This is a genomic window from Pseudomonas sp. Pso3 (assembly GCF_055393275.1).
Genome location: NZ_AP043687.1, coordinates 4,209,984 through 4,232,219 on the forward strand (window position 1 = coordinate 4,209,984; position 22,236 = coordinate 4,232,219).

The 22,236-nt window shown below is 65.8% G+C and carries 22 protein-coding genes; 13 read left to right on the plus strand and 9 right to left on the minus strand.

The window, feature by feature from the left end; all coding sequences use genetic code 11:
• Window positions 1-3: 3 nt before the first annotated feature.
• Genes pilQ through ACZ5R1_RS19775 form a run of 5 tightly spaced genes read right to left on the minus strand, consistent with a single transcriptional unit; the run spans window position 4 to window position 5,074 of the window.
• Window positions 4-2,253: a type IV pilus secretin PilQ gene (gene pilQ / locus ACZ5R1_RS19755; protein ID WP_115946667.1), complete on the minus strand. Its 2,250-nt coding sequence runs from the start codon at window positions 2,251-2,253 to the stop codon at window positions 4-6.
• Window positions 2,254-2,772 carry a pilus assembly protein PilP gene (locus ACZ5R1_RS19760; RefSeq protein WP_027602907.1) on the minus strand — a complete coding sequence of 173 codons (519 nt, stop codon included), beginning with the start codon at window positions 2,770-2,772 and terminating at the stop codon, window positions 2,254-2,256. It lies immediately after the preceding gene.
• Window positions 2,769-3,422 (minus strand): type 4a pilus biogenesis protein PilO, encoded by a 654-nt coding sequence (gene pilO, locus ACZ5R1_RS19765; protein WP_115946666.1) that lies wholly within the window; start codon window positions 3,420-3,422, stop codon window positions 2,769-2,771. Before pilO ends, ACZ5R1_RS19760 begins: the two co-directional genes overlap by 4 nt.
• Window positions 3,419-4,009 (minus strand): PilN domain-containing protein, encoded by a 591-nt coding sequence (locus ACZ5R1_RS19770; protein WP_007161623.1) that lies wholly within the window; start codon window positions 4,007-4,009, stop codon window positions 3,419-3,421. Before ACZ5R1_RS19770 ends, pilO begins: the two co-directional genes overlap by 4 nt.
• Window positions 4,010-5,074, minus strand: a complete 1,065-nt coding sequence (locus ACZ5R1_RS19775) for a pilus assembly protein PilM (protein WP_027598915.1) — start codon at window positions 5,072-5,074, stop codon at window positions 4,010-4,012. It abuts the gene before it with no gap.
• Window positions 5,075-5,241: 167 nt separating this feature from the next.
• Between ACZ5R1_RS19775 and ACZ5R1_RS19780 the strand changes: the two genes are divergently transcribed.
• On the plus strand, window positions 5,242-7,662 hold the full coding sequence (locus ACZ5R1_RS19780) for a penicillin-binding protein 1A (protein ID WP_039976065.1): 2,421 nt from the start codon (window positions 5,242-5,244) through the stop codon (window positions 7,660-7,662).
• A gap of 52 nt (window positions 7,663-7,714) precedes the next feature.
• Here ACZ5R1_RS19780 and ACZ5R1_RS19785 read toward each other — a convergent pair whose 3' ends face one another.
• The 3 genes from ACZ5R1_RS19785 to rpmE form a co-directional block, all read right to left on the minus strand.
• Window positions 7,715-8,983: a malic enzyme-like NAD(P)-binding protein gene (locus tag ACZ5R1_RS19785; RefSeq protein WP_027598917.1), complete on the minus strand. Its 1,269-nt coding sequence runs from the start codon at window positions 8,981-8,983 to the stop codon at window positions 7,715-7,717.
• 112 nt (window positions 8,984-9,095) lie between these two features.
• Window positions 9,096-9,917: a thermonuclease family protein gene (locus ACZ5R1_RS19790; protein WP_258874360.1), complete on the minus strand. Its 822-nt coding sequence runs from the start codon at window positions 9,915-9,917 to the stop codon at window positions 9,096-9,098.
• A complete protein-coding gene (gene rpmE, locus ACZ5R1_RS19795; protein WP_007161618.1) occupies window positions 9,917-10,132 on the minus strand; it encodes a 50S ribosomal protein L31 in 216 nt (71 codons plus the stop codon). Before rpmE ends, ACZ5R1_RS19790 begins: the two co-directional genes overlap by 1 nt.
• Window positions 10,133-10,289: 157 nt before the next feature.
• Between rpmE and ACZ5R1_RS19800 the strand changes: the two genes are divergently transcribed.
• From ACZ5R1_RS19800 to ACZ5R1_RS19825, 6 genes are all read left to right on the plus strand, one after another.
• The gene (locus ACZ5R1_RS19800; protein WP_115946665.1) at window positions 10,290-12,503 is read left to right on the plus strand and encodes a primosomal protein N'; all 2,214 of its coding nucleotides are present in this window, start codon (window positions 10,290-10,292) and stop codon (window positions 12,501-12,503) included.
• A 96-nt stretch (window positions 12,504-12,599) separates the two neighbouring features.
• Complete coding sequence (argS, locus tag ACZ5R1_RS19805) at window positions 12,600-14,357, plus strand: arginine--tRNA ligase (RefSeq protein ID WP_115946664.1); 1,758 nt, start codon at window positions 12,600-12,602, stop codon at window positions 14,355-14,357.
• An 18-nt stretch (window positions 14,358-14,375) separates the two neighbouring features.
• On the plus strand, window positions 14,376-15,116 hold the full coding sequence (locus ACZ5R1_RS19810) for an SPOR domain-containing protein (protein ID WP_007161615.1): 741 nt from the start codon (window positions 14,376-14,378) through the stop codon (window positions 15,114-15,116).
• Between the two features lie 101 nt (window positions 15,117-15,217).
• Window positions 15,218-15,751: an ATP-dependent protease subunit HslV gene (gene hslV, locus ACZ5R1_RS19815; RefSeq protein WP_007161614.1), complete on the plus strand. Its 534-nt coding sequence runs from the start codon at window positions 15,218-15,220 to the stop codon at window positions 15,749-15,751.
• A gap of 19 nt (window positions 15,752-15,770) precedes the next feature.
• Complete coding sequence (hslU, locus tag ACZ5R1_RS19820) at window positions 15,771-17,120, plus strand: ATP-dependent protease ATPase subunit HslU (RefSeq protein WP_027602901.1); 1,350 nt, start codon at window positions 15,771-15,773, stop codon at window positions 17,118-17,120.
• 144 nt (window positions 17,121-17,264) lie between these two features.
• Window positions 17,265-17,636, plus strand: a complete 372-nt coding sequence (locus ACZ5R1_RS19825) for a gamma-butyrobetaine hydroxylase family protein (protein ID WP_007161612.1) — start codon at window positions 17,265-17,267, stop codon at window positions 17,634-17,636.
• A 6-nt stretch (window positions 17,637-17,642) separates the two neighbouring features.
• On the opposite strand, the gene ACZ5R1_RS19830 is transcribed toward ACZ5R1_RS19825, so the two are convergent.
• Entirely contained in the window at window positions 17,643-17,921 is a 279-nt protein-coding gene (locus tag ACZ5R1_RS19830) for a polyhydroxyalkanoic acid system family protein (RefSeq protein ID WP_115946663.1), read from the minus strand.
• Window positions 17,922-18,071: 150 nt separating this feature from the next.
• On the opposite strand from ACZ5R1_RS19830, the gene ubiE reads away from it, so the two are divergent.
• The 6 genes from ubiE (at window position 18,072) to ACZ5R1_RS19860 (ending at window position 22,227) form a co-directional block, all read left to right on the plus strand.
• On the plus strand, window positions 18,072-18,842 hold the full coding sequence (gene ubiE / locus ACZ5R1_RS19835) for a bifunctional demethylmenaquinone methyltransferase/2-methoxy-6-polyprenyl-1,4-benzoquinol methylase UbiE (protein WP_007161610.1): 771 nt from the start codon (window positions 18,072-18,074) through the stop codon (window positions 18,840-18,842).
• Window positions 18,842-19,477 carry a ubiquinone biosynthesis accessory factor UbiJ gene (locus tag ACZ5R1_RS19840; RefSeq protein WP_037007730.1) on the plus strand — a complete coding sequence of 212 codons (636 nt, stop codon included), beginning with the start codon at window positions 18,842-18,844 and terminating at the stop codon, window positions 19,475-19,477. The genes ubiE and ACZ5R1_RS19840 overlap by 1 nt, the downstream gene beginning before the upstream one ends.
• Window positions 19,474-21,072 carry a ubiquinone biosynthesis regulatory protein kinase UbiB gene (gene ubiB, locus ACZ5R1_RS19845; RefSeq protein WP_007161608.1) on the plus strand — a complete coding sequence of 533 codons (1,599 nt, stop codon included), beginning with the start codon at window positions 19,474-19,476 and terminating at the stop codon, window positions 21,070-21,072. The genes ACZ5R1_RS19840 and ubiB overlap by 4 nt, the downstream gene beginning before the upstream one ends.
• Window positions 21,073-21,206: 134 nt before the next feature.
• On the plus strand, window positions 21,207-21,608 hold the full coding sequence (hisI, locus tag ACZ5R1_RS19850) for a phosphoribosyl-AMP cyclohydrolase (protein WP_007161607.1): 402 nt from the start codon (window positions 21,207-21,209) through the stop codon (window positions 21,606-21,608).
• Window positions 21,601-21,933 (plus strand): phosphoribosyl-ATP diphosphatase, encoded by a 333-nt coding sequence (locus ACZ5R1_RS19855; protein ID WP_007161606.1) that lies wholly within the window; start codon window positions 21,601-21,603, stop codon window positions 21,931-21,933. Before hisI ends, ACZ5R1_RS19855 begins: the two co-directional genes overlap by 8 nt.
• Before the next feature lie 27 nt (window positions 21,934-21,960).
• Window positions 21,961-22,227 carry a twin-arginine translocase TatA/TatE family subunit gene (locus ACZ5R1_RS19860; RefSeq protein WP_115946662.1) on the plus strand — a complete coding sequence of 89 codons (267 nt, stop codon included), beginning with the start codon at window positions 21,961-21,963 and terminating at the stop codon, window positions 22,225-22,227.
• The last annotated feature ends 9 nt before the right edge of the window (window positions 22,228-22,236 follow it).

Genomic DNA, 22,236 nt, shown 5'->3' on the forward strand with positions numbered 1-22,236 from the left:
ATGTCATCGACCAACCGCTATCGCCTGGTTGTTCATGATACGCGGCGTGAGGAAGATCAGCAGCTCGACTTTGCTGTCGGTGACCGAATCCCGGCGGAACAGTCGGCCAACATAGGGAATGTCGCCCAGCATCGGCACCTTGGTGGTGGACTTGGTCTGGGTGTTGGAGAACACCCCGCCCAGTACGATGGTCTCGCCATCGCTCACCAGTACCTTGGCATTGACCTCGTTCTTGCTGATCGGCGGCACGCCGTTGAGGGCGTTCTGGTAGTCAGGGGCATCCTTGTTGACCTTGACCTCCATGATGATGCGGTTGTCCGGGGTGATCTGCGGCGTGACCTCCAGCGACAGGGCGGCCTGCTTGAAGCTGGTGCTGGTGGCACCGCTGGAGCTGGCTTCCTGGTAGGGGATCTCGGTACCGCGCAGGATCTTGGCGGTCTCCTTGTCCGAGGTCACCACCTTGGGCTGGGAGATGATCTCGCCATTGCCGCTGGACTGCAGGGCCGACAGCTGCAGGTCGAGCATCTTGCCGCCGACCATGAAGCCGATGCCGATACCCGAGGTGCTGCCAGAAACGCCCATGTCGACGAAAGGCGTGGGCGCGACGCCGTTGGTAGAGGTGAAGTTACCCACGGTACTGGTACCCGGCAGGAAGGCCTGTCCGGTGGTAGGGTCGACCGTGGTGGCGCCGTCCTTGCCATAGACCGCGAAGTTGCCCGAACTGGCGTTCCCGCCCCAGCGCACGCCCAGCTGCTTGCTGTAGTCGACGTTGGCCTCCACCAGCCGCGCCTCGATCATCACCTGGCGCACCGGGATGTCCAGCTGGGAGACGATGCGGCGCAGTTCGTCCAGGCGATTCTGGGTCTGGTAGGCGATGATGCTGTTGGTGCGCTCGTCCACCGAGATGGAGCCGCGCTCGTCGGCGGTCTTGTCGGCACTGGTCACCGACTGGAACAGCTTGGCTATGTCGGCGGCCTTGGCGTAGTTGACCTGAATCAGGTCGCGACGCAAGGGGGCCAGTTGCTGGATCTGCTTCTGGGACTCCAGCTCCTGACGTTCGCGGGCGGCGATCTCGTCGGCCGGGGCCACCAGCAGCACGTTGCCGATCTGGCGCTTGTCCAGCCCCTTGGTCTTGAGGATCAGATCCAGCGCCTGGTCCCAGGGCACGTTCTGCAGGCGCAGGGTGATGTTGCCCTGCACGGTGTCGCTCGCCACCAGGTTGAGATTGGTGAAGTCGGCGATCAGCTGCAGCACCGAGCGGACATCGATGTCCTGGAAGTTCAGCGACAGCTTCTCGCCGGTATAGGTGAAGCGATCGGCTGCGCGCTTTTCCTTTTCCTCGGTGGTGAGCGGCTTGACGCTCAGGGTCAGACGGTTGTTGGTCTGGTAGGCCAGGTAGTCGTAGGTACCGGTCGGCTCGATGACGATGGACGCCCCGCTGCTGTCAGCGGAGGCGTTGACGAACTGCACGGGGGTGGCGAAATCCTTGACGTCCAGCCGTACCCGCAGCTCTTCGGGCAGCTGGGTACCGGCAAAGGTCAGGCGAATCTTGCCGCCCTGCTCCTGGATGTCCGGATTGATGCCGGTCTCGCTCAGGTCGATGACCACGTTGCCCTCGCCCTGGGGCCCCCGCTGGAAATCGATATGGCGGATCGCCTTGCCGCGCAATTGCGGCCGCGGCGCAGTCATGGCCGCCACGGTAGAGGTGGCTTGGGTCGGCGGCAGCGGCGTGCGGGCGATCGCGCCGGGCAAGGGAGCGGACGACGGCGCGGTCACGGTGGTCGGCGCAGCGGCGCGCGGCAGGTTGGGCGTCAGGTTGGCCTGGGCGCTGGCGGTCTGGCGACCGGCGGTGCCCCCGATGGTGACGAACAGGTTGCGACCGTCGGCCCGGGTGTCATAGCTGGCCAGATTGGTGAGGTTGATGATCAGGCGGGTGCGGTTGCCCGCCTCGACCACCGTCACGCTGCGGGCATTGCCATTGCCCAGCTCACGGCTCTTGGTACCGAGCTTGTTGGCGACGCCGGGCAGATCCAGGGCGATGCGCGCCGGCTGCTCGATGGTGTAGCCCTTGGGCACCGGCACCGGCTGATCGAAGGTCAGCTTGAGTTCGATGCGATCCCCGGGCAGGGAGGCGACGTTCAAGGCCTGCAGATCGGCTGCCAGAGCCTGGCCGGCCAGGCTGCTCAGCAGCAGGGCCAGGCCCAGCCCCAGTCGTCCCGCGATAGTAGTGTTCACAGTGCTCGCCCCGCCCATTTAAGTCTTTTCCTTCAAGGTGATGGTGCGCGGCCGTTCCAGCCAGCCACCCTCGCCATCCGGGACGATTTCGATCACGTCGATCTCGCCATCGGTAATCTTGGTGATGCGCCCGTCATTGCGTCCCAGGTAGTCGCCCACCTTGACGCGATGCACGCCCCCGGCGCCGTTGACCAGCGCATAGCGGCCACTGGCATTGGCCAGGATGCCGACCATGCTGAAGGTCTCGATGTTGAAGCCTTCGAGAAACTGCTTGGGCCGATTCACGTCCGGCTTGATGTTGCCGGTTCCGCGCTGGCGCACCGTGGGATCGATGCGTACCGGTGCCTGGAAGGGGCTGCGCAGGGCCGAAGCCGCATAGGTGAAGGGTTCGTAGGCGCGAAACTGCGGCAGCGGCTCGATGGAACCACGCGGCTTGGCGCGGGTTTCGTCCATGAAGGCCTGCAGATCGCTGGTATCGCTGGAACCGCAGCCGACCAGCACGCCGGTCAGCAGGCATAACAACAGGGGCGTCCTCATTTGCCGAGCCCCTTGTCGTTGTAGCGATAGGTCTTGGCCAGGACATTCATGCGCAACTTGCCACCGGTGCCGGATACCGTGCCGCCGCCATTGGCGTTTCTGTCGTCCACCGGCTTGAGGTCGAAGTCGTGCAGGGTGACGATGCGCGGCAGGCTGGACACGCTGCTGACGAAGGTGGCCAGGTCATGATAGCTGCCCACCACGGTGATCTGGATCGGCAACTCGACATAGAACTGCTGGGTGACCTCGGGCAGCAGCTTGATCTGCTCGAACTCCAAGCCGCTGCCGAGACCGGTGCGTGTGATGTCCTCCAGCAGCGCCGGCACCTCGGTGTCGCCGGGCAGTTGCCGCAGCAGGGCACCGAAGGACTCCTCCATTTCCACCATCTGCTGCTTGTAGGCATCCAGATTGGCGGCCTGGAAGGCCTTGCTGGCGTATTGCTGCTTGAGCGTCTCTTCCTGGTTGCGCTGGCTGTCCAGCTGGGCCTGCATGTCGCTGAGGTGGAACTGATAGCCGAGCAGCAGCACCACCAGCACGATCAGCAGGCAGGCGATGACTTTTACCGGCTTGGGCCAGGAACCCAGATTCTCGAGATTGAGGTCGTTGATGTCGACCTTGCGCAGGCTGGCCAGGGAATCGGCGAGACTCATGGTTTGCCTCCCTGGGCGAGCGGGGCCGGTGTCGCAGGGGCGCCGGGCTGGGTCTGCTTGACGGTGAGCTGGAAGGTATTGGCCTGGTCCACCGCACCCGCGGTGGTGGCCTTCACCTCGATCAGCGTAGGCGAGGCGAACCAGTCCGAGGCATCCAGGTTACGCATCAGGTTGGAGACCCGGTTGTTGGATTCCGCCTCGCCGCTGATCGACAGGGTGTCACCCTGCATCTTCAGCTCGCGGAAATACACGCCGTCCGGCAGCGTCCGCACCAGTTGATCGAAGACATGGCCGATGACCGGGCGGTTGCCCTGCAGGTCTTGGATGATCTTCATCCGCGCCAGCAGTTGCTGACGACGGGTCTTGAGTTCGCTGATCTCCTTGATGCGCACGTCCAGCTGGGCAATGTTCTGCTGGATGAAGGCATTGCGCGCCTCCTGGCGGGCGATCTCGCCGGACAGGTACTGGTCGCCGAGAAACACGGCGCCACAGGAGAGCACGAAGATGCCACCCAGGATCACCAGGAACTGCTTGCGCCTTTCTTCGCGCAGCTGCTCCCGCCAAGGCAAGAGGTTGATGCGGGCCATCTAGTCGAAACTCCTCATGGCCAGGCCGCAGGCGATCATCAGCGCCGGGGCGTCACCCGCCAGGGCCGCCGCGTTGACCTTGTTGCTGACGGTCATGTCGGCGAAGGGATTGGCCAGGACCGTGGGGGTGCCGATTTTCTGCTGGATCAAACGGTCGAGTCCGGAAATTGACGCGGTTCCTCCAGCAAGCAAGATGTAGTCCACATCATTGTATTGCCCGGCGGCGAAAAAGAACTGCAGCGAACGCGCCACCTGTTGCACCACCGCCTCGCGGAAGGGCGTCAGCACCTCGCTCTGGTAGTCGTCCGGCAGCCCGCCCTGCTTCTTGGCCAGACCGGCCTCTTCCACCGACAGGCCATAGCGACGCTGGATCTCTTCGGTGAGCTGGCGACCGCCAAACAGCTGTTCGCGGGTGTAGATGGTCTTGCCGTTGTGCAGCACGCTCAGGGTGGTCATGGTGGCGCCGATGTCGACCACCGCCACGGTCAGGTCGTCGACGTGGCCACCGAGCTGATTGGCCAGCAGCTGATAGGCGCGCTCCAGGGCATAGGCCTCGACGTCGACCACCTTGGCCGAGACGCCGGCCAGCGCCAGGGCCGCTTCGCGGACCTCGACGTTTTCCTTCCGGCAGGCGGCCAGCAGCACCTCGACGCGCTCGGCGTTGCGCGGCGACGGCCCCTGCACCTCGAAATCGATGGCGACCTCGTCCAGCGGATAGGGAATGTACTGGTCGGCTTCCAGCTTGATCTGGTTTTCCAGCTCGTCGTCGGTCAGACCGGCGTCCATCTCGATGGTCTTGGCGATCACCGCCGAGCCGGAGACGGCCACGGCAGCGCTGCGCGCGGAGGTGCGCGCCTTGACCAGCACCCGGCCGATGGCCAGGCCCACGCCTTCGAGTTCGGCGATGTTCTTCTCGACCACGGCATTGGCCGGCAGGGGTTCGACCGCATAGGCCTCCACCCGGTAGCGCCCGCCTGCACGGCTCAACTCGATGAGTTTCACGGATGTCGAACTGACGTCGATACCCAGCAGCGTATTCGCCTTCTTTCTGAATAGCCCTAGCACATCAGTTCCCTATGAGCGACGGTGGTCTTCCGCGGACGGGCATTAGATAACAGACTTGACACCCGAGCAAATAGCGGCCAACCGCCAAACGCGCCTATAATGGCGACGCCGTGTAGGCTGACCCTCACCTGTCGCCCTTTCCTTCTTTCCATTCGAAAAGTCTCTTGATGCGTGTTCTGAAATTTTTCTGGTGGTCGTTGGTCGCCCTGGTCTGCAGCCTTTTGCTGGGTCTCAGCGGTGCCTTCCTCTACCTCAGCCCCAGCCTGCCCTCCATCGACGCCCTGCGAAACGTGCAACTGCAGATACCTCTGCGGGTGTACAGCGCGGACGGCAAACTCATCGCCGAATTCGGTGAAATGCGCCGCTCGCCGCTGCGGTTCAACGAGATACCGCCCGATTTCATCCATGCCCTGCTCTCCGCCGAGGATGACAACTTCGCCAATCACTATGGCGTGGATGTGAAAAGCCTGGCGCGAGCGGTGAGCCAGCTGGTCAAGACCGGACACATCCAGACCGGCGGCAGCACCATCACCATGCAGGTCGCCAAGAACTACTTCCTGACCAGCGAACGCAGCTTCTCGCGCAAATTCACCGAGATCCTCCTGGCGCTGCAAATCGAGCGCCAACTGACCAAGGACGAGATCCTCGAGCTCTACGTCAACAAGATCTACCTGGGCAACCGCGCCTACGGTATCGAGGCCGCCGCCCAGGTCTACTATGGGAAGTCCATCAAGGACCTGACCGTTGCCCAGATGGCGATGATCGCTGGTCTGCCCAAGGCGCCGTCGCGTTACAACCCGGTCGCTAATCCTGAGCGTAGCCTGGAAAGACGCAATTGGATTCTCGAACGCATGTTCAAGCTCGGTTATATCGATCAGGCGGCCTACCAGGCCGGCATCGCCGAGCCGCTCGAGGCCTATCACCATGTCGCCATTCCCGAGCTCAACGCCCCCTACATCGCCGAGATGGCGCGGGCGGAAATGGTCGGCCGCTATGGCGGTGACGCCTATACCGATGGCTACCAGGTCTATACCACCATCGACAGCCGGCTGCAGACAGACGCCTTCGAGGCCGTGCGCGACGGCCTGACCGACTACGACCGCCGCCATGGCTACCGCGGACCCGAGGCCCAGTGGCCCAACCGCAGCCGGGCCGAGTGGACCGCACTGATCCAGAAGCAGCGCATCGTCGGCGGCCAGGATCCGGCCATCGTCACCCAGGTGGAAAAGAGCGGCATCCTGGTCCTGACCCGCGAGGGCAAGGAAGAGGCAGTCTCCTGGGATTCGATGAAGTGGGCCCGCCCCTACCTCAGCGCCAACAGCCTGGGGCCGCGGCCGAACGGTCCGGCCGACGTGGTCAAGGTCGGCGACCTGATCCGGGTGCAGCGCCAGGACGATGGCAGCCTGAAGTTCTCGCAGATCCCCAAGGCGCAGAGCGCCCTGGTCTCCCTCGACCCCCAGGATGGCGCCATCCGCGCCCTGATCGGCGGTTTCTCCTTCGAGCAGAGCAACTACAACCGCGCGACCCAGGCCCGCCGCCAGCCCGGCTCCAGCTTCAAGCCGTTCATCTATAGCGCGGCCCTAGAAAAGGGCTTCACCGCCGCCAGCCTGGTCAACGATGCGCCCATCGTCTTCATGGACGAGAATCCCGACGAAGCCTGGCGACCAAAGAACGACAACAACACCTTCCTCGGCCCCATCCGCCTGCGCGAGGCGCTGTATCGCTCGCGCAACCTGGTGTCCATCCGGGTGCTGCAGGCCATCGGCATCGACTATGCGCTGGACTACGTCAGTCGCTTCGGCTTCGAGCGCGACCAGTTGCCGCGCAACCTGTCCCTGGCCCTCGGTACCCCGGGCCTGACGCCGCTGGAAGTCGCCACCGGCTGGTCAGTGTTCGCCAACGAGGGTTACAAGGTGACCCCCTACGTGGTCGATCACGTGACCGATCGCGACGGCAAGGTGGTCTATCGCACTGCCGCGCCGCGGGTGCCCCAGCAGGTGCAGGCCAAGGCCGCACCCGGCGTCGAGGTCACGCCAGCGGCCGATACCGCCGCGGCCGATCCGGCCAATCCGGCGCCGGTGTTCGCGCCCCAGGTCATCGACCCGCGCAATGCCTTCATCATGAACAGCATGCTGCAGGACGTGATCAAGCGCGGCACTGGGCGCAAGGCGCTGGAACTGGGTCGCAACGACCTGGCCGGCAAGACCGGTACCACCAACGAATCCAAGGACACCTGGTTCTCCGGCTACAACGGCGACTACGTGACCACGGTCTGGGCCGGCTTCGATCAGCCCGAGACCCTGGGTCGCCAGGAATTCGGTGGCACCGTGGCTCTGCCGATCTGGATGAGCTACATGGGCGCGGCGCTCAAGGACAAGCCGCCACATCAGCTCAAGGAACCGGAAGGCATCGTTTCCATCCGCGTGGACCCCACCACCGGTCGCGCCGCGCCGCCCGGCACGCCCAACGCCTACTTCGAGCTGTTCAAGAGCGAGGACACCCCGCCGAGCCTGGACGAGCTGCCGCCTGGCGTGGCGCCCGGCACGCCGCTGCCCTCCAGCGAAACCGTGCCCATGGACATCTTCTGATCCCAGCCAATAAAAAACCCCGCCGCGGCGGGGTTTTTTATTGCTTCAGGCCTTACTTGGCGAAGACGTCATCCACCGACTTCAGCGGATAGTTCGCCGGATAGGGCAGCGTGGCCACGCCGGTCTCGATGGCGGCCTTGGCCACGGCATCGGATACCAGGGTGATCAGGCGCGCATCCATCGGCTTGGGAATGATGTACTCGCGGCCGAAGCTCAGGCTGTCGACCTTGTAGGCTTCGCAGACTTCCTTGGGCACCGGCAGCTTGGCCAGGTCACGCAGGGCCAGGGCGGCGGCGATCTTCATCTCTTCGTTGATGACCCGGGCGCGGACGTCCAGGGCACCGCGGAAGATGAAGGGGAAGCCGAGGACGTTGTTGACCTGGTTCGGGTAGTCGGAACGACCGGTGGCCATGATCACGTCGTCGCGGGTGGCGTGGGCCAGCTCGGGGGTGATTTCCGGATCCGGGTTGGAGCAGGCGAAGACGATGGGGTTGGCCGCCATGCGCTTGAGGCCTTCGGCCGACAGCAGATTCGGGCCGGACAGACCGACGAAGACGTCGGCACCCTCGAGGGCATCGTCCAGGGTGCGCTTGCTGGTCTCGGTGGCGAAGGCCGCCTTGTACTGGTTCAGGTCGTTGCGGCCGCTGTGGACCACGCCCTGACGGTCGATCATGTAGATATTCTCGACCTTGGCGCCCATGCTGGCCAGGAGGCGCATGCAGGAGATGGCGGCGGCACCGGCACCCAGGCAGACGATCTTGGCGTCTTCCAGGCGCTTGCCGGCGATTTCCAGGGCGTTGAGCATGCCGGCGGCGGTGACGATGGCAGTGCCGTGCTGGTCATCGTGGAACACCGGGATGTCGCACTGCTCGATCAGGGCGCGCTCGATCTCGAAGCACTCGGGCGCCTTGATGTCTTCCAGGTTGATGCCACCGAAGGTGATGGAGATGCGCTTGACGGTATCGATGAAGGCCTGGGGGCTCTCGGCGTCCACCTCGATGTCGAAGACGTCCACACCGGCGAAGCGCTTGAACAGCACACCCTTGCCTTCCATCACCGGCTTGGAGGCCAGCGGGCCGAGGTTGCCCAGGCCGAGGATGGCGGTACCGTCGGAGATCACGGCGACCAGGTTGCCCTTGCCGGTGTAGCGGTAGGCCAGTTCGGGATCGCGACCGATCTCACGGACCGGTTCGGCGACGCCGGGGCTGTAGGCCAGGGACAGGTCGCGGGCGGTCGCGGTGGGCTTGGTCAGCTCGACGCTGAGTTTGCCGGGGCGCGGCTGGGCGTGGTATTCGAGGGCAGCGGTTTTGAGATCAGACATTATTGGTATATCCGCGTGGTGTGGGTCTTGGGTCGGGCGAGAATACGCAAAGACTCAAGGTGCCACAAGCAATCGGCCATATGCCTGAAATCAATCGCAATACGACTTTCGGCTAAAACGATTCAACCTGTAAACCCAGCATGTGCGGATCGCTCAAGGTCATCTGCCAGCGGGCGCGCCCCGCTTCCTGGCGCCGGCTGCGATCGGAAATCCAGCCCCGCGCCTCAAGCTGGCGGCCGATCCATTGATGCAGCGGCACGCCGTCGAAGGCCTCGACGAAGCGCTCGGGGACATTGACCACCAGATCGCCTTCGAACTGCAGCCAGAGGCCGCCGCGATTGCGTTCGACGTCCAGCAGACGCCCCTGCACCACGGCGAAACCGCCTTCCGCGATCCGGGTGGCGGGGGTCGGCTCCTGCTTCCAGACCCCGAGACGCGCCCGGCGCGCCTGGCTTTGCGCGGCGGCCTGACAATCGGCCAGCCGGATATTGGGCGCGATGGCGACGGCATAGCCGAGACCCTCGGCGATCAACCGGGCTTCCAGATTGTCGCCTTCGCGATCATAGAGATGCGCCAGGGTGCGGCCGTAATGGTCGGTCGCCTCGCTACCCGGCACCAGCCGCAGGCGCTCGTCGCTGGCCGCGACCAGTTCCTGCAGGCGCCGGCGCGCCGCCTCGGCATAGGGCTGGGCGGTACCGCCGGACTTGCCCAGCTCGGGCGCATTGACGCCGATCAGCCGGACCGAGCGGCCGTCGACCAGGCGCAGGGTATCGCCATCCACCACCTGCCGGACCATCACCTCCTGGCCACCAGGCAGCAGCGGGCACGCCGCCAGGGCCGCGGGCGCGCTGGTAAGGCCACAAACGAAAAAGGCGCCCCAGAGGGACGCCTTCTTCAGTGTCGAACCATGCGGAGATGGTCGACGGCAGCGCATTACTTGCTGCTGCCGAACACGCCGAAGCGCTGCTTGAAGCGGTCGATACGGCCGCCAGCGTCCAGGACCTTCTGCTTGCCGGTGTAGAACGGGTGGCATTCGGAGCAGACGTCCAGGTGAATGTTCTTGCTCAGGGTCGAGCGGGTCTTGATGACGTTGCCGCAGCTGCAGGTGGCTTCGATGGCATCGTACTGCGGATGGATATCAGCTTTCATGGGGCTATCCTCGGGGTCTAGCTGTGCCGCCACCCGGCGCCATTGCCGGATACCGCACAGATTTGGGCTGCAAATCATACCAGAGCAGCTAAGAGGTGCAAGCAGCCCCCACACCGCCCGTCTGCTACCATCGGGCTTTCCTCCTGCGAGCCCTGCCGTGCCCCTGATCCTGCGCCTGGCGCTGCCCTCCCCGCTGCGCCGCCTGTTCGACTATCTGCCGCCTAAGGGAGCGGTCGAGGAGCAGTTGCGCCCGGGCGTGCGGCTGCGGGTGCCCTTTGGCCGCCGCGAGGTGATCGGGGTCCTGATCGAGGTCGCCCAGGAGACCGAGGTGCCGCCGGACAAGCTGCGCAAGGCGCTGCAGCTGCTCGACGAGCGTCCGCCACTGCCGAGCGCGCTGTTCGAACTCTGCCAGTGGTCCGCCCAGTACTATCAGCACAGCCTCGGCGACACCCTGAGCTGGGCACTTCCTGCCCTTTTGCGTCAGGGAGAACCGGCGGAGCGACGGCTGCAGCGCTTCTGGATCGCCCAACCCGACGCCCGCCCGGAAGATCCGCGCCTGGCCCGGGCGCCGCGCCAGCGCGAGGCGCTCAAGACCCTGCGCCAGCACCCCCATGGCGTGCTGCACGAATTGCTCGGCCAGCTCGGCCTGGTCAAGGACAGTCTGGACCTCCTGCAGGCCAAGGGCCTGGTCAAGGTGGAGACCCGCTATCACCAGCCGCATCGGCACCAGGGCGCCTGGCTCGCCCAGGCCGAACTGCCGCTCAACGGCGAGCAGCGCCTGGCCTACGAAGCGGTCCGCGCCGGCAGCGGCTTCCACTGCTATCTGCTGGAAGGGGTGACCGGCAGCGGCAAGACCGAGGTCTATCTGCAGCTGATCCGCGCCACCCTGGAAGCGGGACGTCAGGCCCTGCTGCTGATCCCCGAGATCAACCTGGGGCCCCAGACCCTGGGTCGCTTCGAACAGCGCTTCAATGCGCGCATCGCCCTGCTGCATTCGGCGCTGACCGATCGCGAGCGCATGGACATCTGGCTGGCCGCCCGCGATGGCGAACTGGACATCGTGGTGGGCACCCGCTCGGCGCTGTTCACCCCGCTCAAACACCCCGGGCTGATCATCGTCGACGAAGAACACGACGCCTCCTATAAACAGCAGGAAGGCCTGAGGTACCACGCCCGCGACCTGGCGGTGGTCCGCGCGCGCTTCGAGAATCTACCGGTGGTGCTGGGTTCGGCCACGCCCTCGCTGGAAAGCCTGCACAACGCCGAGCAGGGGCGTTACGCCCATCTGCGTCTGTCACTCCGCGCCGGTGGCGCCCAGCCGCCGCGCTTCGAGCGCCTGGACGTGCGCAGTCGCCCCCTGGACAGCGGCCTGTCCCAACCGCTGCTCAAGGCCATGGGCGCGACCCTGGAACGCGGCCAGCAGGTGCTGGTGTTCCTCAATCGCCGCGGCTTCGCCCCCACCCTGCTCTGCCACGATTGCGGCTGGCTGGCCCAATGCCCGCGCTGCGACGCCCGCATGACCTATCACCGCGGCTCCGGCGAGTTGCGCTGCCACCATTGCGATCAGCGCCAGACGCCCCCGCGCCACTGCCCCTCCTGCGGCAAGCTCGACCTGCGTCCGGTGGGTGCCGGCACCGAACGCGCCGAGGAACGCCTGCAGCTGCTGTTCCCGGACGTCCCGGTGCTGCGCATCGACCGCGACACCACGGCGCGCAAGGACGCCCTGGGCAAGCTGCTGAGAACCATCCACAGCGGCGCGCCCTGCATCCTGGTCGGCACCCAGATGCTCGCCAAGGGCCACCACTTTCCCAAGGTGACCCTGGTCGCCGTGCTGGACGCCGACAGCGGGCTGTTTTCCGCCGACTTCCGCGCCAGCGAGCGCATGGCCCAGCAGATCGTCCAGGTGGCCGGCCGTGCCGGGCGCGCCGAGGAACCGGGCCAGGTGCTGATCCAGACCCATCTGGCCGATCATCCGCTCATGGTGCAGCTGGCCGAGGAAGGCTATCCGGCCTTTGCCCGCCAGGCCCTGCAGGAGCGCCGCGCCGCCGGCCTGCCGCCCTTCGCCTATCTGGCGCTGCTGCGTGCCGACGCCCATCGCCAGGATCAGGTGGAGAATTTCCTTGAGGCGGCCTATCACGTCGCCGAGGGCCTGGCGGTCAATCTCGCTCTGCCCCAGGTGGAGTTGCTCGGTCCGGTACCGGCGCCGATGGAAAGACGCGCCGGTCGCCATCGGGCCCAGTTGCTGCTGCAGAGCAGCAGTCGCGCGCCCCTGCACCGGCTGCTGGGCATCTGGGTCGTCCAGCTGGAAAGCCTGCCCGAAGCCCGCCAGGTGCGCTGGTCGCTGGATGTGGATCCCATCGATCTCTTCTAGTGGCATAGGCTTACCATTGGCAAGGCCGGGCTCGCCACGGATAATGCCGGGTTTTCATCGCAGTGCGCGCTCGGCGCACGCCGAAGGCCAAAGACCATGAAAGACAGCATCCGCCAGCTCATCCAGCACGCCCTCGACCGCCTGATCGCCGACGGCACCCTGCCGGCCGACGTGGCCCCGGCCATCCAGGTCGAGAACACCAAGGACAAGAGCCACGGCGACTTCGCCAGCAACGTCGCCCTGCTGCTGGCCAAACCGGCCCGGGCCAAGCCCCGTGACCTGGCCGAGAAGCTGCTGGCCGCCCTGCCCGCCGATCCGGCGGTGAGCAAGGTGGAGATCGCCGGCCCCGGCTTTCTCAACTTCTTCCAGAATCATGCGCAACTGGCCGCGCGGCTGGATGCGGCCTTCGCCGATTCGCACCTGGGCATGCCCAGCCACGAGCCGCGTCAGCGCGTGGTGGTGGACCTCTCCTCGCCGAACCTGGCCAAGGAGATGCACGTCGGTCACCTGAGATCCACCATCATTGGTGATGCCGTGGCGCGGGTGCTGGAATTCCTCGGCGACGAGGTGATCCGCCAGAACCACGTGGGTGACTGGGGTACCCAGTTCGGCATGCTGCTGGCCTACATGGAAGAGCAGCCCCAGGCCGCCGAAGGCGAGCTGGCCGATCTCGAGGTGTTCTATCGCGCCGCCAAGGGCCGCTTCGACGCCTCGCCGGAATTCGCCGCCCGCGCCCGCGAACTGGTGGTGGCGCTGCAGGCGGGCGATGCCCACTGCCTGCGGCTCTGGGAGCGATTCAACGCCGTCTCCCTGTCCCACTGCCAGGAGGTCTACGATCGCCTCAACGTCAAGCTGACCCCGGCCGACGTCAAGGGCGAGAGCGCCTACAACGACGACCTGGCCCAGGTGGTGGCCGATCTGGACGCCGCCGGTCTGCTCACCGAGAGCGACGGCGCCCGTTGCGTCTTCCTCGACGAATTCAAGAACGCCGAGGGCAATCCGCTGCCGGTGATCGTGCAGAAGGCCGGCGGTGGCTATCTCTATTCCACCACCGACCTGGCCGCCATGCGCTATCGCAGCCGCCAGCTGCACGCCGATCGCGCGCTCTACTTCGTCGATCAGCGCCAGGCCCTGCACTTCCAGATGGCCTTCGAGGTGGCGCGCCGCGCCGGTTTCGTCGATGCGGCCATGGACCTCGAGCACATGGGCTTCGGCACCATGAACGGCGCCGACGGCCGTCCGTTCAAGACCCGCGACGGTGGCACCGTCAAGCTGGTCGACCTGCTCGACGAAGCCGAGGAACGTGCCTACCAGCTGGTCAAAGAGCGCAATGCCGGTCGCGCCGAGCGTGGCGAAGCGCCCTTCAGCGAGGACGAATTGCGCCACATCGGCCGCGTGGTGGGCATCGCCTCGGTCAAGTACGCCGACCTGTCCAAGCACCGTACCAGCGACTACAGCTTCAACTTCGAACAGATGCTCAGCTTCGAGGGCAACACCGCGCCCTATCTGCTGTATGCCTACACCCGCGTCGCCAGCGTGCTGCGCAAGGCCGAGCAGAACGACCCCGCCGGCAGCATCCGCCTGGACGCGCCCCAGGAGCAGGACCTCGGCGGACGTCTGGCGCAATTCGGCGAGATCCTCGCCAGCGTTGCCGACAAGGGCACCCCGCACCTGCTGTGCAGCTACCTCTATGACCTGGCCGGCCTGTTCTCCAGCTTCTACGAGAATTGCCCGATCCTGACCGCCGAGGACGCCGCCCTGCGCCAGAGCCGCCTGCGGCTGGCCGCCCTGACCGGGCGCACCCTCAAGCAGGGTCTGGAACTGCTCGGTCTGCACACCCTGGAACGCATGTAAGAGACGGATCACCGCCTGATGGCCACCAAGAAAGCCCCACCCAAGCGCGGCGCCAGTCGCAACACCTCGGCTCCCAAGAAACAGCCCCTGCCCGGCTGGGTCTGGCTCGCGTCGGGTCTGGCCATCGGGGCCTTCGTGGTGTTCCTGATGAAGCTCGAACCGGGCAACAAGGCGGTGCAGCGCGCCAAGCCGGAAGAGGGTCGCCCGGCCGCCGCGGCGGGCAACGGCAAGCCAGCCGCGACCGCCGCTGGCAAGACCGAGGGCACGCCGCCCACGCCGATCAAGCCCAAGTACGATTTCTATACCCTGCTGCCGGAATCCGAGGTGATCGTGCCGCCGGATGCCGTGCCGCGCAATCCGGCCGCCAAGCCGGCCACCCCGGCCAAGCCGGATGCCGCCGCGACCCCGGCGCAACCCGGCCAGGCGGCCACGGCGACACCGGCCACGCCCGCGACCACGCCGGGCCAGCCGGCCGCCACGCCGCCCAAGGAAGCCACCACCAAGGCCCAGCCGCCGGTGACGCTGTTCTTCCTCCAGGCCGGGTCCTTCCGCACCCAGGCCGATGCCGACCGGGTCCGCGCCCAGATCATCATGCTTGGCCAGGACGTGCGGGTAGAGTCGGGCAAGGTCAAGGACGACACCTGGTACCGGGTACTGGTCGGTCCCTACAGCGATCGCGACCAGCTGACCCAGGCGCAGAAACAGCTCGCCGGCAGCGGCTTCAAGAATCTGTTGCTACAACAGCGACGCGGTCACTGATCGGAGCAATCCCTCGCCGCGGCGCTTGAAGGGCGTCGCGGCCATCCCCATATCTCCGCGTAACCGGGGCTGACTGCCCCAAGCAACGCGGAGAGATTCCCTTGACCACCATCGTTTCTGTACGCCGCAACGGCAAGGTCGTGATCGGCGGCGACGGCCAGGTTTCCCTGGGCAATACCGTCATGAAAGGCAACGCCAAGAAAGTCCGGCGGCTGTACCGGGGCGAGGTGCTGGCCGGTTTCGCCGGCGGTACCGCCGACGCCTTTACCCTCTTCGAGCGCTTCGAGGCGCAACTCGAGAAGCACCAGGGCCACCTGGTCCGGGCCGCCGTCGAGCTGGCCAAGGACTGGCGCACCGACCGCGCCCTGCGCCGCCTGGAAGCCATGCTGGCGGTCGCCAACAAGGACGCTTCCCTGATCATCACCGGCAATGGCGACGTGGTGGAGCCCGAAGAAGGCCTGATCGCCATGGGTTCCGGTGGCGCCTATGCCCAGGCCGCCGCCCGCGCCCTGCTCATGCACACCGACCTGGGTGCGCGCGAGATCGCCGAGACCGCCCTGAATATCGCCGGTGACATCTGCGTGTTCACCAACCGCAACCTGACCATCGAGGAGCTGGACGCGCCCCAGGCGTGATCCGGTTTAGAGACTGCCCATGTCCATGACCCCCCGCGAGATCGTCCACGAACTCAATCGCCACATCATCGGCCAGGACGACGCCAAGCGCGCCGTGGCCATCGCCCTGCGCAACCGCTGGCGGCGCATGCAGCTGCCGGTCGAGCTGCGCCCCGAGGTCACGCCCAAGAACATCCTGATGATCGGCCCAACGGGTGTGGGCAAGACCGAAATCGCCCGCCGCCTGGCCAAGCTGGCCAATGCGCCCTTCCTCAAGGTGGAAGCCACCAAGTTCACCGAGGTCGGCTATGTCGGCCGCGACGTCGAGTCCATCATCCGTGACCTCGCCGATGCCGCGGTGAAGATGCTGCGCGAGCAGGAGATGGTGCGTAACCGCCATCGCGCCGAAGACGCCGCCGAAGAGCGCATCCTCGATGCCCTGCTGCCGCCGGCGCGTCCCTCGGTAGGCTTCAGCAACGAACCCCAGCCGGCGGCGACCGATAGCAACACCCGCCAGCTGTTCCGCAAGCGCCTGCGCGAAGGCCAGCTGGACGACAAGGAAATCGACATCGAGGTGGCCGATGCCCCTGCCGGCGTCGAGATCATGACCCCGCCCGGCATGGAGGAGATGACCAGCCAGCTGCAGAATCTCTTCGCTGGCATGCACAAGGGCAAGACCAAGCAACGCAAGCTCAAGGTCAAGGAAGCGCTCAAGCTGGTGCGTGACGAGGAAGCCGCCCGTCTGGTCAACGAAGAAGAACTCAAGGGCCGCGCCCTGGAAGCCGTCGAGCAGCACGGCATCGTCTTCATCGACGAGATCGACAAGGTCGCCAAGCGCGGCAACACCAGCGGCGCCGACGTCTCCCGCGAAGGCGTGCAGCGCGACCTGCTGCCGCTGATCGAGGGCTGCACCGTCAACACCAAGCTGGGCATGGTCAAGACCGATCACATCCTGTTCATCGCCTCGGGTGCCTTCCACCTGTCCAAGCCCAGCGACCTGGTGCCGGAACTGCAGGGCCGCCTGCCGATCCGCGTCGAACTCAAGGCGCTGACCCCGCAGGACTTCGAGCGCATCCTCACCGAGCCGCACGCCTCGCTCACCGAGCAGTATCGCGAGCTGCTCAAGACCGAGGGGCTGCACGTGGACTTCGCCGCCGACGGCATCACCCGCATCGCCGAGATCGCCTGGCAGGTCAACGAGAAGACCGAGAACATCGGTGCCCGGCGCCTGCACACCCTGCTGGAGCGCCTGCTCGAAGAGGTGTCCTTCAGCGCCGCCGACCTCGCCGGCCAGCAGAATGGCGAGCCCATCGTCATCGACGCGGCCTATGTGAACGGCCACCTGGGCGAACTGGCCCAGGACGAAGACCTGTCGCGCTATATACTGTAACGGTAGGTTTGGTGCATTCGTGATCGCGGCCATCGGCCGCTCCTACAGGAGACATCGAACCCTGTAGGAGCGGCCGCATCGGCGGACCGCCATGGCCGCGATGGCCTGAGGCAAAGACTGCAAAACCGCTCAGAGAACCTCACCATGCGTACTCCCACCGCCATCCAGCTCCACAAGGCTTCGAAGACCCTCAGCGTCAGCTATGGCGCGGAAACCTTCGAGCTGCCCGCCGAATTCCTGCGCGTGCATTCGCCCTCGGCCGAGGTTCAGGGACACGGCAATCCGGTATTGCAGTGGGGCAAGCAGCAGGTCGGCATCAGCGCCGTCGAACCGGCCGGGCGCTACGCCATCAAGCTGACCTTCGACGACGGCCACGACAGCGGCCTGTTCAGCTGGGACTATCTTTATGAACTGGGCAGTCGCCGCGACGCGCTCTGGGCCGACTACCTGGAACAACTGGCCCGCGCCGGCAAGACGCGGGACCCGCATGTCAGCGCGGTCAAGCTGATGCTCTGAGCGGACTCAGGCCGCCAGGGCCTTGTCCAGCTTGCGCTCGATTTCCTTCTCGATCTGGCCACTGAGCATCGAGAACATCATGCCCAGGGTCGCCAGCACCCGCACCCGGTCCTCACCCACCTCGATCCGCCCATCCACGCCGCTGCGCGTGAACGTCAGGGTATCGCCTTCCCAGGCGCAGGCCACCCCATAGTCGCGCGTGAGTTTTTCCGCCAGCTGGTCGGTCTTCTGGCGAACGCTTTCCAGGCCGAGCGAATGGCTGCGTTCGATGGTGATCTGGGACATCGGGGAACTCCGGATAAGGGGCCCTGACTATAGCGAGGGCCCGGCACCTCGCCAATCGCGAGAACCGAGCGGTCAGCCAGGTTTTAGCCAGGCAAGCCGGGCGATCCCCCTGCTAGAATGCCCTCTTGTCCCTGTCCCAGGTGTAGCCCCATGAGCGATCCGCGCAAAGGCCCCGAGGCCGAATCCCAGACCCACTTCGGCTACCAGAGCGTTCCGGAGAGCCAGAAGGCTTACAAGGTCGCGGAAGTCTTCCATTCGGTCGCGGCCAAGTACGATGTGATGAACGACCTGATGTCGGCGGGCATCCACCGGCTGTGGAAGAGATTCACCATCGAACTCTCCGGCGTGCGCCGCGGCAACCGAGTGTTGGACATCGCCGGCGGTACCGGCGACCTGACCAAGCAGTTCGCCCGCCTGGTCGGCCCCACCGGCGAGGTGGTCCTGGCCGACATCAACGATTCCATGCTCAGGGTCGGACGCGACCGCCTGCTCGACGAAGGCGTCGCCAGCAACGTGCGCTTCGTTCAGGCCGATGCCGAGAAGCTACCCTTCCCCGACAACCACTTCGACTGCATCACCATCGCCTTCGGTCTGCGCAACGTCACCCACAAGGACCAGGCGCTGGCCTCCATGCTGCGCGTGCTCAAGCCCGGCGGCCGGCTGCTGGTGCTGGAATTCTCCAAGCCCACCAATCCGCTGGTGTCCAAGGCCTATGACGCCTACTCCTTCGGCTTCCTGCCGCTGATGGGCAAGCTGGTGGCCGGTGACGCCGACAGCTATCGCTACCTGGCCGAATCCATCCGCATGCACCCCGACCAGCAGACCCTCAAGGCCATGATGGAAGAGACCGGCTTCGCCCGGGTGACCTTCCACAACATGACCGGCGGCGTGGTCGCCCTGCACCGCGGCATCAAGCCCTGATGGCCCTCGTCACCCAGGCGTTGCTGGCCGCGCTGGAGCGTGGCCTGAATCCGCTGCTGGCGCTGGATCCCGTGGCGCTGCCGCGACTGGCCGGCCTGACCGGCCGGGTGATCGCGGTCCAGACCCGGCAACCGGCGCTGCGCCTCTACATCCTGCCCGCGGGTGACGGCCTGCACTTCGCCGCCCATCACGAGGGCGACATCGACTGCACCCTGAGCGCCCCGGCGACGCGCCTGGCCGAGCTGGCCCTGGCCCGCGACAAGCAGCGGGTGCTGCACCAGCCGGACGTCCGCCTGGAAGGCGACAGCACCCTGCTGATCGAGCTGTCCGACATCCTGCAGAAGCTGGAGCTGGACTGGCAGCACGAGGTCAGTCGCTGGCTCGGCCCGCTGCCCGCGGCACTGCTCGGCGATCTGGCCCGGCGTGGCCAGGCCCTTGGCGAACAGAGTCGTGACAGTCTGCAGCTGACGCTGTCCAATTGGCTGAACGAAGAGAGTCGTCAGCTGGTCGGCCGCCTGGAAGGCGAGGCCCGCTTCGCCGAGATCGATGCCCTGCGCCTGGACGTGGATCGTCTCGACGCCCGTCTCGCCCGCCTGGGCACCGCCCGCAACGCCAGGGATAACCCCGACGAATGAAGCTGTTCGCTGCCCTCAACCGCCTGTTGCGGATCTTCTTCGTGGTGATCCGCTATCGGCTGGACGACATCGTCTACGCCCTGCCGCTGCCTTGGTACCTGCGCGCCACCCGCTATGTGCTGCCCTGGCGCTGGCTGCCGCGGCCGAGCAAGACCCTGCCGCGCGGCGCCCGCCTGCGCCTGGCGCTGGAAGGCCTGGGCCCGGTGTTCGTCAAGTTCGGCCAAATCCTCTCCACCCGTCGCGACCTCATGCCCGAGGATATCGCCGACGAACTGATGTTCCTGCAGGACAAGGTCCCGCCCTTTCCACCGGAAAAGGCCGTGGCGCTCATCGAGTCGCAACTCGGCGTCCCCATCAAGCAGGCCTTCGCCCGTTTCGACCACCAGCCGCTGGCCTCGGCCTCGGTGGCCCAGGTGCATGCCGCCCAGCTGCGTACCGGCGAAGAGGTGGTGGTCAAGGTGGTACGGCCCGGCCTGAAGGGCATCATCAGCCAGGACATCGCCTGGCTGTTCCTGCTGGCGCGCATGGCCGAGCGGCTGTCCGCCGAAGCCCGCCGCCTGCACCCGATGGACGTGGTCAGCGACTACGAGAAGACCATCTACGACGAACTGGACCTCCTGCGCGAAGCCGCCAACTCCAGCCAACTCAGACGCAATTTCGACGGCTCCGAGCGCCTCTATGTGCCCCAGGTGTACTGGGACTGGTGCCGCGAGCGGGTGCTGGTCATGGAGCGCATCTACGGCATCCCGGTGACCGACCTGGCCGCGCTGCGCGACCAGGGCACCGACTTCAAGCTGCTGGCCGAGCGCGGCGTGGAGATCTTCTTCACCCAGGTGTTCCGCGACAGCTTCTTCCATGCCGACATGCACCCGGGCAACATCTTCGTCAGCACCGCCAAGCCGTGGGATCCGCTCTACATCGCCGTGGACTGCGGCATCATCGGCAGCCTGACCCCCGAGGACCAGGACTACCTGGCGCGCAACCTCTGGGCCTTCTTCCAGCGCGACTACCGCAAGGTCGCCCAGCTGCACATCGACTCCGGCTGGGTGCCGGCCAACACCCAGGTCAACGAACTGGAAGCGGCCATCCGCACCGTCTGCGAACCCATCTTCGAGAAGCCGCTGAAGGACATCTCCTTCGGCCAGCTGCTGCTGCGGCTGTTCCAGGTGGCACGCCGCTTCAACATGGAAATCCAGCCGCAGCTGGTGCTGCTGCAGAAGACCCTGCTCAACATCGAAGGCCTGGGCCGCCAGCTCTATCCGGACCTGGACCTCTGGTCCACCGCCAAGCCCTATCTGGAAAAGTGGATGCGCAAGCGGCTGAGTCCGCCCCAGGTCGCCCGCAACATCCAGCAGCAACTGGAGCAGATCCCGCATCTGGCGCAGATGGCCCGCGACACCCTGGAACGCATCACTCAGCCCCACCGCAAGGACCCGCCCAATCCCTGGGGGGATCGCCGCGACGACTGGATCGTGCGCGTCATAGGCGCGGTGCTGCTGGTGGGCGCCGCCCAGCTGGGTCTCGAACCCCAGCCCCATGCCTGGCCGGCCTGGGCCATGCTGGTCGGCGGCCTGGTTCTGGTGATCAGGCGCTGAACTCCTTAAGCTGTAACCGTCCTGTCATTTTTATCGGGCGAAATACACGCCCTCAGCCACTGGTGCCCTGCCGCTGTATTCGAGCCGCGTCTTGTGCGAGGCTGGTACCCTAATTCGTAGTACTGAACAGACCGATGAGCGACTGGTTAGACGAGATCCACTGGAACAGCGATGGCCTGGTACCGGCCATCGCCCAGGACCCCACCTCGGGGCGCATCCTGATGATGGCCTGGATGAACCGCGAATCCCTGGCCCTGACCGCTGCCGAAGGCCGTGCCGTCTACTGGTCGCGTTCGCGCAACCGGCTGTGGCGCAAGGGCGAGGAATCCGGGCACGTGCAGCGCGTCATCGAGCTGCGCCTGGATTGCGATGCCGACGTGGTGGTGCTGCAGGTGGAACAGCTCGGTGGCATCGCCTGCCATACCGGCCGGGAAAGCTGCTTCTATCGCGTGTTGCGCGAAGGCCAGTGGGAGACCGTCGATCCGGTGGTCAAGGACCCCAGCGCCATCTATGCCGGAGGGCACGGCCATGACTGACACCCTCGCGCGCCTGGCGCAGGTGCTGGAAGAACGCAAGCAGGCCGCCCCGGACTCCTCCTATGTGGCCAGCCTCTACCACAAGGGTCTGAACAAGATCCTGGAAAAGGTCGGCGAAGAAAGCGTCGAGACCATTCTCGCCGCCAAGGACGCCGCCATCAGCCAGCAATACGACGACGTCATCTACGAGACCGCCGACCTCTGGTTCCACAGCCTGATCATGCTCTCGGCCCTGGGCCAGCATCCCCAGGCCGTGCTGGACGAGCTGGATCGTCGTTTCGGCCTCTCCGGGCATGCCGAAAAGGCCGCCCGCACTCAATCCTGACCCCAAGCTTCGCAACGAGGAAAGACCATGGGTATCTTCGACTGGAAACACTGGATCGTCATCCTGCTCGTCGTGGTGATCGTCTTTGGCACCAAACGCCTGAAGCATCTGGGCTCCGACGTGGGCGAAGCCATCAAGGGCTTCCGCAAGGCCATGCACACCGACGAGGACGACAAGGCCGAACAGCCGGCGCCCACCGCCAGCACGGCCACCCCGAATGCGCCCCTGAATCGTCCCCAGACCTTCGATGCCGAGCACCGCAAGGTCGAAGAGCCGGTGGTGCGCAAGGACTAAGGCCCCGCC

What these genes read in the sequence shown, in the direction of transcription:
- pilQ (WP_115946667.1), bottom strand. Translation starts at nt 2,253, where the DNA reads ATGGGCGGGGCGAGCACTGTGAACACTACTATCGCGGGACGACTGGGG.
- ACZ5R1_RS19760 (WP_027602907.1), bottom strand. Translation starts at nt 2,772, where the DNA reads ATGAGGACGCCCCTGTTGTTATGCCTGCTGACCGGCGTGCTGGTCGGC.
- pilO (WP_115946666.1), bottom strand. Translation starts at nt 3,422, where the DNA reads ATGAGTCTCGCCGATTCCCTGGCCAGCCTGCGCAAGGTCGACATCAAC.
- ACZ5R1_RS19770 (WP_007161623.1), bottom strand. Translation starts at nt 4,009, where the DNA reads ATGGCCCGCATCAACCTCTTGCCTTGGCGGGAGCAGCTGCGCGAAGAA.
- ACZ5R1_RS19780 (WP_039976065.1), top strand. Translation starts at nt 5,242, where the DNA reads ATGCGTGTTCTGAAATTTTTCTGGTGGTCGTTGGTCGCCCTGGTCTGC.
- ACZ5R1_RS19785 (WP_027598917.1), bottom strand. Translation starts at nt 8,983, where the DNA reads ATGTCTGATCTCAAAACCGCTGCCCTCGAATACCACGCCCAGCCGCGC.
- ACZ5R1_RS19790 (WP_258874360.1), bottom strand. Translation starts at nt 9,917, where the DNA reads ATGCGCTGCCGTCGACCATCTCCGCATGGTTCGACACTGAAGAAGGCG.
- rpmE (WP_007161618.1), bottom strand. Translation starts at nt 10,132, where the DNA reads ATGAAAGCTGATATCCATCCGCAGTACGATGCCATCGAAGCCACCTGC.
- argS (WP_115946664.1), top strand. Translation starts at nt 12,600, where the DNA reads ATGAAAGACAGCATCCGCCAGCTCATCCAGCACGCCCTCGACCGCCTG.
- ACZ5R1_RS19810 (WP_007161615.1), top strand. Translation starts at nt 14,376, where the DNA reads ATGGCCACCAAGAAAGCCCCACCCAAGCGCGGCGCCAGTCGCAACACC.
- hslU (WP_027602901.1), top strand. Translation starts at nt 15,771, where the DNA reads ATGTCCATGACCCCCCGCGAGATCGTCCACGAACTCAATCGCCACATC.
- ACZ5R1_RS19825 (WP_007161612.1), top strand. Translation starts at nt 17,265, where the DNA reads ATGCGTACTCCCACCGCCATCCAGCTCCACAAGGCTTCGAAGACCCTC.
- ACZ5R1_RS19830 (WP_115946663.1), bottom strand. Translation starts at nt 17,921, where the DNA reads ATGTCCCAGATCACCATCGAACGCAGCCATTCGCTCGGCCTGGAAAGC.
- ubiE (WP_007161610.1), top strand. Translation starts at nt 18,072, where the DNA reads ATGAGCGATCCGCGCAAAGGCCCCGAGGCCGAATCCCAGACCCACTTC.
- ACZ5R1_RS19840 (WP_037007730.1), top strand. Translation starts at nt 18,842, where the DNA reads ATGGCCCTCGTCACCCAGGCGTTGCTGGCCGCGCTGGAGCGTGGCCTG.
- ubiB (WP_007161608.1), top strand. Translation starts at nt 19,474, where the DNA reads ATGAAGCTGTTCGCTGCCCTCAACCGCCTGTTGCGGATCTTCTTCGTG.
- hisI (WP_007161607.1), top strand. Translation starts at nt 21,207, where the DNA reads ATGAGCGACTGGTTAGACGAGATCCACTGGAACAGCGATGGCCTGGTA.
- ACZ5R1_RS19855 (WP_007161606.1), top strand. Translation starts at nt 21,601, where the DNA reads ATGACTGACACCCTCGCGCGCCTGGCGCAGGTGCTGGAAGAACGCAAG.
- ACZ5R1_RS19860 (WP_115946662.1), top strand. Translation starts at nt 21,961, where the DNA reads ATGGGTATCTTCGACTGGAAACACTGGATCGTCATCCTGCTCGTCGTG.